General features: G+C 61.4%; 10 protein-coding genes. 1 reads left to right on the plus strand and 9 read right to left on the minus strand.

What is annotated here, in order from left to right; all coding sequences use genetic code 11:
* Window positions 1-3: 3 nt before the first annotated feature.
* The 7 genes from B7L15_RS07500 to B7L15_RS07530 form a co-directional block, all read right to left on the minus strand.
* Window positions 4-1,212 carry an ABC transporter substrate-binding protein gene (locus tag B7L15_RS07500; protein WP_085918371.1) on the minus strand — a complete coding sequence of 403 codons (1,209 nt, stop codon included), beginning with the start codon at window positions 1,210-1,212 and terminating at the stop codon, window positions 4-6.
* Window positions 1,213-1,258: 46 nt separating this feature from the next.
* Window positions 1,259-2,293: a phosphotransferase family protein gene (locus B7L15_RS07505; RefSeq protein WP_085918372.1), complete on the minus strand. Its 1,035-nt coding sequence runs from the start codon at window positions 2,291-2,293 to the stop codon at window positions 1,259-1,261.
* A 138-nt stretch (window positions 2,294-2,431) separates the two neighbouring features.
* Window positions 2,432-3,508, minus strand: a complete 1,077-nt coding sequence (locus B7L15_RS07510; RefSeq protein WP_085918373.1) for a TauD/TfdA dioxygenase family protein — start codon at window positions 3,506-3,508, stop codon at window positions 2,432-2,434.
* A gap of 224 nt (window positions 3,509-3,732) precedes the next feature.
* Entirely contained in the window at window positions 3,733-4,836 is a 1,104-nt protein-coding gene (locus B7L15_RS07515) for an extracellular solute-binding protein (protein ID WP_233337335.1), read from the minus strand.
* Window positions 4,826-6,577, minus strand: coding sequence for a chloride channel protein (locus B7L15_RS07520; RefSeq protein WP_085918375.1), 1,752 nt, complete (start codon window positions 6,575-6,577; stop codon window positions 4,826-4,828). The genes B7L15_RS07515 and B7L15_RS07520 overlap by 11 nt, the downstream gene beginning before the upstream one ends.
* Window positions 6,578-6,658: 81 nt before the next feature.
* Complete coding sequence (locus B7L15_RS07525) at window positions 6,659-9,520, minus strand: valine--tRNA ligase (RefSeq protein ID WP_085918376.1); 2,862 nt, start codon at window positions 9,518-9,520, stop codon at window positions 6,659-6,661.
* Between the two features lie 100 nt (window positions 9,521-9,620).
* A complete protein-coding gene (locus B7L15_RS07530) occupies window positions 9,621-10,796 on the minus strand; it encodes an MFS transporter (protein ID WP_254902880.1) in 1,176 nt (391 codons plus the stop codon).
* A 171-nt stretch (window positions 10,797-10,967) separates the two neighbouring features.
* On the opposite strand from B7L15_RS07530, the gene B7L15_RS07535 reads away from it, so the two are divergent.
* Complete coding sequence (locus B7L15_RS07535) at window positions 10,968-11,423, plus strand: Spy/CpxP family protein refolding chaperone (RefSeq protein ID WP_085918378.1); 456 nt, start codon at window positions 10,968-10,970, stop codon at window positions 11,421-11,423.
* 90 nt (window positions 11,424-11,513) lie between these two features.
* On the opposite strand, the gene B7L15_RS07540 is transcribed toward B7L15_RS07535, so the two are convergent.
* Both B7L15_RS07540 and B7L15_RS07545 read right to left on the minus strand, forming a co-directional pair.
* The gene (locus tag B7L15_RS07540) at window positions 11,514-11,945 is read right to left on the minus strand and encodes a DNA polymerase III subunit chi (RefSeq protein WP_085918379.1); all 432 of its coding nucleotides are present in this window, start codon (window positions 11,943-11,945) and stop codon (window positions 11,514-11,516) included.
* A gap of 74 nt (window positions 11,946-12,019) precedes the next feature.
* Window positions 12,020-13,132 (minus strand): branched-chain amino acid aminotransferase, encoded by a 1,113-nt coding sequence (locus B7L15_RS07545; protein WP_085918380.1) that lies wholly within the window; start codon window positions 13,130-13,132, stop codon window positions 12,020-12,022.
* Between the last annotated feature and the right edge of the window lie 40 nt (window positions 13,133-13,172).

Genomic DNA, 13,172 nt, shown 5'->3' on the forward strand with positions numbered 1-13,172 from the left:
CGCCTAGTTCACGCCATAACGCTCAAGCCAAGCGTCCTGCAGCGCGGTCATCCAGCTTGGGTGCGGCTCGGGCAGCGTCTTGGACAGCGCATCGGCCGGCAGTTCTGAAGGATGCCGCTCGCCCTGTTCAAACAGCGCCTGGGCATCGGCCTCCAAGCGGTCGATATCCAGCACGCTACGGTCGCCCCACATCGAAAGCGACTGCTTCTGCGCCTGGGCTTCCGGCGATAGCAGGAAGTTGGCGAGTACCATGGCGCCGGCCTTGTGCGGCGAGTTGTAGGGAATGGCAACAAAGTGGACGTTGCCCAGAGTGCCGCCTTCCAGCACGTAACTGCGCACACTCTCCGGCAGTTCGTACTCCATGACCGCGACGGCCGCATCGGTGGGGTAGAAGGAAAATGCCAGACTCAACTCGCCATCGCTCATCAGGGTGCGCAGGTTGGGGCCAGAGTCCGGGAAAGTACGTCCGCTGCGCCACAGGTGCGGGTGCAGCTCATCCAGGTAGGCCCACAACGGAGCCGTCACACGCTCGAAATCGGCGTCTTCCACGGGCTGGTAGAGGGCATCATCCTGGTCTGTGAGCTCGATCAGTGCCTGTTTCAAAAAGGTGCTGCCGGTGAAGTCAGGGATGCGTGGATAGCTGAACTGGCCAGGGTTGGCTTTAGCCCACTCAAGCAGTGCCGACATGTTCTGAGGCGGGGTATCGGTTAGGGCGCTGTCGTAATAGAAGGTGATCTGCGCCTTGCCCCAGGGCGACTCATACCCCTCGGTGGGCAGGGTGAAATCGGTCACCACTTCGGGGTTGTCGTTGGCGTTGGTGAGCGCAAAATTCGGCAGTGCCTCGGCAAAGGGACCGAACAGCAGATCGTTCTCGCGCATTGCGGCAAAGTTTTCGCCATTAATCCAGATCAGGTCGATGCTGCCCTCGTCATCGTTGCCCGCCTGCTTTTCAGCCAGCACCCGCGACACCGCACTGCTGGTGTCATCCAGTTTTACGTGAGCCACTTCAACATTGAACTGCGCCTGCATTTGCTCGGCCACCCAGTCGATATAGCGGTTGGTGCGTGAATCACCGCCCCAGGCGTTCCAGTAAACCGTTTGGCCTTCAGCTTCATCCAGCACGGCTGGCCAGTCGCTGGGGGGTGGCGCCGCCACCGCGGGAAGTGTCAGCGCCAGCAAGGGGGCGATCAGGGAGTATCGGCGTTTTAGCATGGGGTACCTCTGTCAAAATGAGCGGGCATTACTCAATCGCTGTCAATTAAAGTGTTGCGCGCAGGCGCTGCAGTTCGTCCTGAACGTGATCGATGATCGGCGGTGACAGGTAGTGTTCGACTCGATCGCGTACGTGATCAATGACCGCGCTGTCGGTAAGCTCCGCCGACCAGTCTTCGCCGCGCTGCTGGGCGTCCTTGGCGCGCAGGTGCTGGGCTCGCCACTTGGCGCACCAGGTCAGCGACCACAGCCAGGTCGCTCGCCGGCAGGCAACTAAGGTTTCGGCGCTGGGTGATGTGCCCATGGCGGCCTGCCAGCGACGGTAAAACCCGACGACCTCATCCAATGACAGCACCGCCTGGCTATTCAGGTCCCAGGTAGTGGAGGTGTAGAGGCTGGTATGGGCCAGATCGATGCCCGGCAGACCATAGCGGCACTTCTCTACATCCACCAGTACCGCGCGCCCCTGAGCATCGATCAGAAAGTTGCCCGGATGGGTATCAAAGCTGATCAGGCAGCGTTCGGCATCGGGAAGCGCCACCGGCAGAGCCGCCAGTTCATCTCGAATGCGCGCAACGACTTCAGCGCTCAAGTCGGCCTGTTCGAGCCATTCAGACTGGCGAGCCACTTCCTCGCGCATGGCTCGCCACGGGTCTGCTGGCGCTAGCAGTGGGGCAGGCGGGTCCGGCAGTGGCAGTCTGTGCAGGCTGGCAAGGGTTTCAGCGATGCGGGGTAAATCCTGCGGCAGTTGGGCCAGCTGACCTGCGATAGCATCCACCAGCAGGCCGCCGCGCGGCAAGCGATCGCTTACTTCCAGAAGGCCATGTAAACCGGGTACATGGCCACCCTGGCTGGCTCGCTGGTAGCAGGCGGCTTCGTAAGCCAGATTGTCGGCAGGGCCAAGGTTCATCTGGCTTTGCTTGGGAAGCCGTGCCACCCAGTCCGCCCCCTCACGGTGTAGCCACACGTGATCATGGGCAAGCCCCGTATCCGCCATCGGGGATAGCGATTGATAGCTGATATTGGCCTCTTGCAGCACTGCTTCCAGGGACTGCAGGCGCGCCTGTAAAGGTGTCGGCATGGCGTCATCCGTGTTGAGCAAGTCATCGTTGCCACTAAGTGGTTGTTCTAACGCCAACCTTACACGGTTTATGGTTAAAAATGATGCAGGCACGGCGGAAAGGCGCGGTCATGCCGCCCGGGTGGAATATCAGCAGCCCTAGTTTTGCATGGGAATATCATCTTTCCAGCGAAAGCCGACGCCACCAGCTTTCCATACGCCGTCGCGATTGAAGGGGTGCGGGCCGGATAAGTTGATGTACTGCGGCAATTCGAAGTGCGGCGCCAGATTCTGCCTGGCCTTGATCGTCACGCGGTCCATGATTCTCAGCCCCTGCTCTTCTGCCGACATATGCGCTTCAGGCGCTGCCCGATGGGCCAGCGCCCAGTTATCAATATACAGAAGGTCGCCTGTGTCGTAGTGGTAGCGTATGCCGTAACCCTTTTCGAATGACGCATTCAGCAGATCGTTATAGTCGTTGAAAAGCTGCTTCATCTCGTCTTCGTTGAGCAAGCGAAGTTGCTCGGTGGAGGCGGGTGTCTGCTGCAGCTCATCAATGGCGACACCGTCTTCCGGTAGCCGCTCCAGCACCGCGCCGGTCATTCCCAGATGCAGCCATACGCTCTTGCGCCCAGAAATAGGATGTTTGTGGACGACGGGGTGACTCACACCTGATGCCGAGTTGACAGACACCAGCCGTTCCCAGAAGGCCTGCTTGTCCTCGGGCAGAACATCAAAGGCGGCCCCTTGGTGGGCAAAGTGCGTGCCGCCGCCCTGCTCTGGGGCGCGCGCCATGTAGTAGGCGGAGTGGGAAAACGTCGCGGCTTCGAAACTACCATCGTTATGCCACTGTGGGCCTACGCCCAGGATGCCGTAGCGGTTGTCATTGGAGCAGCGGAAGATATCCCGGTTCATGCCAGGCGTCGCCGGGTGGACGCCATGAGTGGAGTGGATTTCACCCGCGCCCCACCATTTGCTCGCGTTGACCAACTCATCGGCCGAGAGATCTGCCTGGTGCTTAAACACGATGAAGCCACGGTTCGCCATTTCCACTTCCAGCGCCTCGATGACAGACGCTGGGAGTCGGTGACGTACGTCAGCACCGTAAATTTCGACGCCAAGCGGCTCCAGCTGTTTGACCGTCAGGCCGGCTTCTTCAAACAGCGCGACACGGTCAGGGTCGAGCGGTGGTATGGTCGGTGGCGTGTTGCTGAACTTGTCGGAGGGTGTTCGCATGATGACGTGACCTCAATGGGTGAATTTTCTTCACTCAGCGAATGTCCGTGACAGGGTCCTGAGCGGCAGGAACAAACGGTCCAATGATATTGGTCAGGTTATGCTGCGTTTTGTTCCTGGTCCAATCTGTGTGCTACCGGTAGGGAAAAGCCCAACCGCTCCCTTTTCGGTGCCGCCAAGGGGGCGGGCGTTATAACCACCCATTTTGCAATCGCATATCACCTTCATTCCTGTGTCATCAGGGCCTCATGAAACAGGGCTTCGACGCGCTTCTGGGTACGCGCATACCAAGCCTCGTCCTTGGTCACTGCCCTTTGGGCGTTGATGGGGTGGGTGGGAATATGCAGGCGCATGTCCAGTCCAGTGTCGCGGTGGGTAGTGACCTGCATCGCGGCAGAGTGTCGCGCTGGGCCATAGGGAATATGCCGGGCCAGCGCCACTTGGCGCTCGCTGGTGGTGGCGAAACGGATAAACGCTCGGGCCGTCTCGGGGTTCGGGGCGCCGCGGGGGATCACCCATGTCTCGTGCTCCTGGAGCTGGCCGTCCCAGAGAATCTCGATAGGCAGATCGCGCTCCACCATGGCCGCGAAGAAGCGGCCATTGTAGCCTGACGCCATGACCACCTTGCCCTCTTCGAGCAGGCGCACCGGGGTGTCGCCGGCTTCCCACCAGTGGATATTGTCGATGCCTTGCAGCCGGGCGAAGGCCAGATCCAGGCCACGGCGGGTACTGAGCAGGCGGTAAAGTTCTTCCCGGGGGACCCGGTAGGAGAGCAGCGCCCACTCCAGATTAGCCGCCGGCGTGCGTTGCAAGGCCCGAGGGCCAGGGAAGCGCTGTTGATCGAAGAGATCGGCGATGCGAGTGGGGCGCTCTCCGGGGAACGCATCACGGCGATAGGCCACGACAGTGGCAAAAATTGAATGGCTAATAAAACAGTGCCCCAGGGCACCAGAGAAGAAATCCTGGGGTGCCGGGGTACCGTCCGGCGCGGGGGCCGCCAGTTCGGTGGGTAGCGGCTCCAGCAGCCCTTCCTCGCAGGCTGCCATGGCCTCGCTGCGGGTCATATCGATGACGTCCCAGGGGACATCGTTGTCCGCAACGGCTTGGCGCAGTTTCGTCAGGCCGCCGTTATAGCTATCCACGGCCACCGGTACGTCGTGAGCCTCCGTGAAAGGGGTGAAGAGGGCGCGGCGCTGGGCTTGCTCGTAGGCACCGCCCCAGCTCAGAACGGTCAGCGGGTTAGCGGCGTCAGGTACGTCCGCCCGGATGGGAGATGTCAGGGCAAGCAGCCCGGTCAGGAGTCCTGGGATCCATCGTCTAGCCAGCACCGTGTTCCTCCCGTCGCAGGGCGTCGCTGTGATGCAAGAAGGCTCGAGCAATACTCGACTCATAGGCCACCCCAAGGAAGCGCCGTTCGTTATCGACAACGGCGATGGCCTCACCGGTGACCTTCTCCAATTGATGCATTGCGTCCCAAAGTGATGCGTGAGGATCCAGCACGGGGCGAGGCGTCTCGGGACAGTCGGCCAGGGTTGTCGCCTCGCTGCCTGCGCGGAGGGTCTCCAGGCTCGCCAACGTCACGCAGCCTTGGTACCGCCCTCGGTCGTCCACCCGGTAGGCTTCGCCATGACCTGCTGTGCTCAGGCACGAGATAGCCGCGTCCAGTGGGGTCGCAGGGGCCAGGGTGACGGCATCGTGGCTGATCAACTCGGTCAATCGGGTTTCCTGGAGCACGGCGCGACTGCGCCCCGCGGAGAGGTCCAGGCCACGGCGGGCCAGTTGAATATCGAAGAGCGAGCGGCCGAACAACTGGGCGGCCAGTGGATTGGCGAGCGTGACGCTGGCCAGGGCGGCGGTGGTCAAGGCATAGCTGCCGGTAAGTTCGAAGACGATCAGCAGAGTGGTAAGAGGCGCGCCGAGTACCGGAGCGGTGACCGCGACCATGCAGCACACGGCATAGAAGATGAACGTCTCCTGGCCGCCGCCCAGCTCGGCGACCAGGGTTCCGACCAGGGCGCCAAAAAGAGTACCGATCACCAGCGCTGGGCTGAAGACGCCACCGGCGAAGCCCAGCCCCAGACACAAAGCCGTCGCGGCCAGCTTGAGCAGCAGGACCATCAGCAGCTCGCCGCCGCCGTAGGCCCCCGGCAAGGTGGCGAAGCGCAGGGTTTCCTGGCCCATGCCCAGGATATCGGGTACCCACAGCGCGGTTAAGCCGAGCAAAGCCCCGGCCAGTGCGGGATGCAGGCTGGCAGGTAACGGTAGCCGCTTAGCTAGCTGCCCCATGGCAAGAATGGCATGCATATAGGCGCCCGCCACCAGAGCGCCCAGGCCACCCAGGCCCAGGAAAAGAGCGAATTCCCAGGGTTGGGGTACGCCAGGCTCGGTGATATGGAACAGCGCCCCTTGATCCAGCAACTGGGTGGCCAGCACATAGCCGACGATGGCGGCGGCGGCCACGGGAGCGAAGGCGCGCAGGGCATAGTGGCGAAGTACGACTTCGTGGGCGAAGACAATGCCTGCCAGGGGCGCATTGAAGGCGGCCGCAATGGCAGCAGCCACCCCGCAAGCGATCGTGATATTGTCTTCTGAGCGCCCCAGGTGCAGCAAGCGTGTGATCAGCGAGCCGAGCGTCGCGCCGAGATGGACCAGCGGCCCGTACTGACCCACCGAAGCACCGGCGCCCAACGACACCAGGCTGCTTAACCCCGATAGCGCACCCGCCTTGGCAGGCAGGCGACCCCGGCGGGTCTGGACAGCAGCGATGGCGTCAGTAGGTGTGTGGGGACGGCCCCCGGGAAGACCGCGATGTAGTTGACCAACGAGCAGCCCGCCCAGGGTCGGTATCAGCAGGGTGGCCAGGATCACAAGCGTGGTGTTAGCCGCCATCATCTGGCCCCGCGGGGAGATCAACAACAGGTCGTTGAGCCATAACACCGCATTGACAAAACCGACGGCGACCAGCGCCGCCACGCCCCCGACGATACTGCCCAATAGTACCAGACCAAGAAAACGCAACACCGCCAGGGGGTGTCGGGCCGAAACGCTGTCTTTGCTGGGCGAGTCCATCTCCCATTTATAGGCGCTATTGGGTCGCCGGGCAAGGTAGCACGGGCGCCATGCGGTAAGAGCTGCCTGGCGCCGCGTGGCTTACAGCGCTGAGATTTTAGCCCGCTGCTCTTCCAGCAGCTGCTTGGCGGCCTGGAAGTCGGCGAGCTTGCCGCGTTCTTTTTCCACCACTGATTCCGGGGCTTTGGCGATAAAGCCTTCGTTGTCGAGTTTCTTCTCGATGCCGCCGATCAGCTTGTCCTGTTTTTCAATTTCCTTGGCCAGGCGTTTGAGCTCAGCGTCTTTGTCGATCAAGTCCGCCATTGGCACGAGTACTTCCATGTCGCCGACCAGCTGTGTGGCCGATAGCGGCGCATCATCGGGATTTTCAAGCCAGGTGGCGCTTTCCAGCTTGGCAAGCTTGGCGAGGAAGTGGCGGTAGTCTTCAAGCCGCTCGGCATCTTCCGGCTTGCCCTTGGTGAGTAGTACGTCGAGCGGCTTGCCGGGGGCGATGTTCATCTCGGCGCGGATGTTGCGCACGGCGATGATCACGCCTTTCAGCCATTCGATGTCGCGGGTCGCCTGCTCGTCGATTTTGCTGTCGTCGGCTTGCGGCCAGGCCTGCAGCATTAAGGACGCGTCGTCGCCGACGTAAGTGCCTGCCAGCGGTGCGACACGTTGCCAGATCTCTTCGGTGATGTAGGGCATCATCGGGTGGGCGAGGCGCAGAACGGTTTCCAGCACCCGCACCAAGGTACGGCGTGTACCTCGCTTTGCCTCGGCACTGGCATTTTCGTCCCACAGTACCGGCTTGGATAGCTCCAGGTACCAGTCGCAGTATTCGTTCCAGACGAACTCGTACAACGCCTGGGAGGCGTGGTCAAAGCGGTATTCCTCCATCGCCCTGGTGACCTGGGCCTCGGTTTTCTGCAGTTGGGAAATAATCCAGCGGTCGGCCAGAGAAAGCTCGACATCGTTGACGCCTTCTCCTTCAAGTGAGGTGCCGCAGTCTTCGTCTTCGGCGTTCATCAGCACGTAGCGCGAGGCGTTCCACAACTTGTTGCAGAAGTTGCGGTAGCCGTCCAGGCGGTTCATGTCGAACTTGATATCCCGCCCGGTAGTGGCCTGGGAGAGGAACGTAAAGCGCAGCGCATCGGTACCGTGGGCTTCAATGCCGTCCTTGAATTCGTCGCGGGTCGCCTTGGCAATCGCCTTGGCTTTTTGCGGCTGCATCATGTTGCCGGTACGTTTTTCGAGTAGCGCGTCCAGGCTGATCCCGTCGATCAGGTCGATGGGATCCAGCACGTTGCCCTTGGATTTGGACATCTTCTGACCCTGGCCGTCGCGCACCAGGCCGTGTACATAGACTGTCTTGAAGGGGACTTCGCCGGTGAACTTGAGCGTCATCATGATCATCCGGGCGACCCAGAAGAAGATGATGTCAAAGCCCGTGACCAGCACGCTGGTCGGGTGGAAGGTTTCAAGCTCCGGTGTCTGTTCCGGCCACCCCAGGGTGCCGAAGGTCCACAGGCCGGAGCTGAACCAGGTGTCGAGGACGTCTTCGTCCTGGGTGAGCTCAATATCATCGCCCAGGCCGTGCTTCTCGCGGACTTCGGCTTCCGTGCGGGCTACGTAGACATTGCCCGCCTCGTCGTACCAGGCCGGAATGCGGTGACCCCACCACAACTGGCGGGAAATACACCAATCCTGCAGGTCGCGCATCCAGGCAAAGTACATGTTTTCGTAGTTCTTGGGCACGAACTGGATATCGCCGTTTTCCACCGCCTCGATGGCGGGTTTGGCGAGGGACTCGACAGCCACAAACCATTGGTCGGTGAGCAGCGGCTCGATCACGTCACCCGAGCGGTCGCCGTAGGGCATGGTGTTGTTGACGGCTTCCACCTGTTCCAGCAGGCCCAGCGCGTCCATGTCCGCGACGATCAGCTTGCGCGCTTCAAAGCGGTCCAGCCCGGCGTATTTGGCGGGCAGGCTGGCGTCTTCGTCAGGCTGCGGCTGGCCTTTCAGGTCATAGATCTCGGCGCGCTCAAGGATGGTGGCATCCTGGCTGAAGATGTTGATCAGCAGGTGATCCTGGCGCTTGCCGACTTCGTAGTCGTTGAAGTCGTGTGCCGGGGTGATCTTGACGCAGCCCGAGCCTTTTTCCATGTCGGCATGCTCGTCGGCGACGATGGGAATCCGACGGCCGACCAGCGGCAGCTCGATAAACTTGCCGACCAGCGAAGCATAGCGCGTGTCTTCCGGATTCACCGCCACGCCGGTATCCCCCAGCAGGGTCTCCGGGCGGGTGGTGGCGACCACAAGGTAGTCCTTGCCGTCAGCGGTTTTGACGCCGTCGGCCAGCGGGTAGCGGAAGTGCCAGAAGCTGCCCTGCTGCTCCTTGTTTTCCACTTCAAGGTCGGAAATCGCCGTGTGCAGGGTGGGATCCCAGTTGACCAGACGCTTGCCGCGATAAACCAGGCCTTCTTCATGAAGGCGCACGAAGACTTCCTGTACGGCCTTGTAGAAGCCGTCATCCATGGTGAAGCGCTCGCGGGACCAGTCAACGCTGGCGCCCATGCGGCGCAGCTGGCGGGTAATATGGTCGCCGGATTCCTCTTTCCACTCCCAGACCTTATCGATAAACGCCTCGCGGCCCAGGTCGTGGCGGGTTTTTCCTTCTTCGGCGGCAATTTTGCGTTCCACCAGCATTTGCGTGGCAATACCGGCGTGGTCGGTGCCTACCTGCCACAGGGTGTTGTTGCCCTGCATCCGCTTCCAGCGCGTCAGGGTATCCATGATGGTGTCCTGGAACGCGTGGCCCATGTGCAGACTGCCGGTCACATTGGGCGGTGGAATCATGATCGAAAACGGGGTTCCGCGGCCGGTCGGCGCGAAACGGTTGTCGGCTTCCCAACGCTCGTACCAGCGAGTTTCGATCTGTTCAGGTTGGTAGGTCTTTTCCATGGATTGGCTCACCGCAACGATGCTCCCCGCCGGGAAGCATGGAATTCATAAATGGGATCGAAAAAATGGCGTCAAGTATAGCGCGATTAAGGGTAGGGCGTCAGGCCCTGACCGAGTGACGATTCAGTCCGCGCATGGCGATCAACCCAAGTACCGGCCCCGGCAGCAGCCACCAGATCACTGCAAGGCCTTGGTCCGACCATAGGGCGGTGACCAGCGCAATCGAGGGTATTGTCAGCCCAAAGCCAATGGCGTTCATCATGGCGAGCGCCGCGCCTAGCCGCTCGGGTGGCGCGGTAGCGCTGGCCAGGGCGGAAAACTGTGCAGAATCGGCGATCACGCTAAAGCCCCAGAGAAGTAAAAGGGCGATCAGCAAAAGCGGTGGCGCCCCGCCGATCAGCGGATAGAGCAGGCATAAGGCGCCCGACGTGGCAAGTGCCACAAACGCGACTCGAGCGCTACCGTAATGGCGGCTCCAGCGGCCGGCCAGCACGCAGCCGGGCAGGCCGATGGCAATGATCAAAAAGCTGATCCAGGACTGGGCGCTGGTGGCCGCATTAAGGCGTTCCAGCTCGCGTGTGACCAAAAACGGCACCAGCGCCCACAGTGCATACAGTTCCCAGCAGTGGCCGAAGTAGCCCAGCGCCGCGGCCCGGAAGTCTTTGTGCTTAAACGCAGCCAGCCCCGCCCAAGGGCGCCCGCCGGTGGTCTTGGCAGGCAGGTGCGGGCCAACGCCCAGTCGATAAATCAGCAGTGCGGCGGCCAGGGCCAGCAGCGACGCCAGCAGCAGCGGCCATTGCCAGGGCAGGTGCAGGGTCAGCCCACGCAGCAGGTGCGGCGAGGCAATGCCCAGGGTCAACATGCCCACGAGCCAGCCGAGCGCCGCCCCGGCGTGACTGGGCGTCCAGCTAACTACCAGCTTCATGCCCAGCGGGTAGATGCCCGCCAGGCAAAGCCCCGTCGCGAAACGCGCGAACCCGGCGAGTGTGACGTTATCTGCCACGCCGATAAAGGCGGCGTTAACCAGTGCCCCGAGAACCGCCGAGATGGCAAACAGGTGGCTGGCGCGAACGCGGTCGGCCAACCCCGAGGTGGCAATGGCCAGGGTGCCGGTAATAAACCCGGCCTGTACGGCAATGGTGAGGAGTCCGAGATCGCCTTCACTCAGGCCGACGGACTCCTGCAGCGCCAAACCAACGCCGTTAACGCTGAACCACAGCGAGGTGCCGAATAGTTGGGCAATAACGATCGTAACAAGCGGGTAGCGCGTGAGCACGTTTGCGTCTCCAGGAGTGTACAGGGCGTGGCAGGCCCCGCTTATGGTAATCAACAATTCGTTGTTACGACGAATTTTTTGAAAACAGCAGTGTCGGAATGCGAGAGTAGAACAAGGCCCGTCAGGATTGAGTCGGGTAGTCATTCATTTTGTACGCAATTGGAGTTTTTGATGCAGGTAGCCAAGCTTTTCGCGCCGGCAGTCGCCGCACTGGTGTTCAGTGCTCCCGCCATGGCCCAGCAAATGGGTGGTGGTACCCCCAGTATCGATGACCAGGTTAACCAGCTCGATGAAATGCTGGATCTGGATGACGCGCAAAAGGAAGAACTCAGCGGCCTTTTGACCCAGATGCAAGATGAAAGCAGTGCCAAGCAGCAGGAAGCCCGAGAGCTGCAACGGCAACTCAGCGAGCATGTCCAGCCCGATTACGATGAAGCGGCTATTCGCGCGGATGCTGAGCGTCTTGGTGACCTGACGGCCGAGATGACCGCTGACAGCGTCATCATGCAGTCTCAGATCGAAGACGTGTTCACCCAGGAACAGCGCGACCAACTGGATGAGGCCATGGCCCAGCGGCGGCAGCAGATGCAACAGATGCAGGAGCAGATGCAACAGCAGGGAGGCTAAGGCGAAGACGCAGTGATAGAGACTGTCTTTTCCATTGATGACCCCGCCACGTGCGGGGTCACTCGTTTGTGGCAGATGATTTCAACGAACTCACCCTAACTTATGCGGTACGACCTTATGGCCGAGTTCTTTATAGCGCTGCCAGCAGGCGCGCTTGGCGACCAGTACTTGCTGGTGCTGGTTAATGATTTCGGCAATGCGGGTGTAGCGTTCTATGCCCTCGGGAATATCCGGGTGCAGGTTCAGCAGGGCGGTCTCTGCCGAAGGCACCGGTAACTGCTGCCAGCCGAGCGTGATCGGCACGCTGGCGGCCATGTCGCTGTCTTCCAGCGCGTGGGGCAGGTAGGCGTCGTCGCGAAACCCCCACAGGGCCTCGTCGGCCTGTTCAGCCAGGGCCTTATCCTCGCAGTGCAGATGCAGGCGATAGCCTTTACGCCAGATGGTCTCGGCCAGCTTGCAGGCAAACTGGAGGCGGGCATCCAGCGTGGTGTCCGGCAGGATATAAAAGTCTATACGCGCCATGGCGGATTCCTGGCAGGGCGTCTCAAGGCAGCGCCGCCGCAGGCAATGCCGCGGCGACGCAATAAGGCTGGGGGTTATGCCAGCTTAGTGAGCCAGCCGTACTGGTCTTCGCTACGGCCGTATTGCAGATCCAGCAGTTTGGTGCGAATGCGCTTGGCGACCTCGTTGCTGCCGCCAGCCGTAAGACGAATACGCTCATTTTCGCTGACCAGCTCGCCCACCGGTGTGATTACCGCCGCCGTGCCGCAGGCAAAAACTTCGGTAATCTCGCCTGAGGCCGCCCCCTCACGCCACTCGTCGATGCTGATAGGGCGTTCTTCAGGGCTCAGGCCTTCGTCTTTGGCCAGGGTGAGCACCGAGTTGCGCGTGACGCCCTCGAGAATGGTGTCGGTCAGGCGAGGCGTCACCAGGCGACCGTCCTTGAAGACGAAAAACAGGTTCATGCCGCCCAGTTCCTCGATCCACTTGCTTTCTGCGGCATCCAGAAACGCCACCTGGCCGCAGCCGTTGGCGGCGGCTTCCTTTTGCGCTGCCAGTGAGGCCGCGTAGTTGCCGCCACACTTGGCAAAGCCGGTGCCGCCGGGCGCGGCGCGCTTGTAATGGGAAGACAGCCAGATGGAAACGGGTTCAATGCCGCCTTTGAAATAGGCGGCGGCCGGTGAGGCAATCACGTAGTAATCCACCTCATGGGCAGGGCGTACGCCCAGGAAAGCTTCCGTGGCAATCATGAAGGGACGCAGGTAGAGGCTGCACTCATCGGCATTGCTTGAGGGCGTGGGCACCCAGGCGTGATCCTGGGCGAGCAGGGCTTTCAGCGAGCCAATAAAGTCCTCGTCGGAAAGCTCTGGCAGTGCCAAACGCCGCGCGCTGCGACGAAAGCGCTCGGCGTTCTTCTCGGGGCGGAACGTCCAGACCGAGCCGTCGGCGTGACGATAAGCCTTGATGCCCTCGAAAATCTCCTGGCCGTAGTGCAGTACCGAAGCGGCGGGGTCAAGCGTCAAGGGGCCGTAAGGACGCACCTGGTGACCGTGCCAGTCGGCATCGATCGTCCAGCGAACGTGGGCCATGTGGTCGGTGAAGTACTGGCCAAAGCCGGGGCTTTCCAGAATGCTGTCGCGAATCTCGTCGTCTGTCGGCTGATTGGACGGCAACACATCAAAACGGGTATCAGAACTTGCAGTGGGCACGGCTGTGGGTCTCCGCTAGCAATACGCCTTGTCGGGCGAA

Source organism: Halomonas sp. CSM-2 (assembly GCF_002119345.1).
GTDB lineage: Bacteria > Pseudomonadota > Gammaproteobacteria > Pseudomonadales > Halomonadaceae > Vreelandella > Vreelandella janggokensis.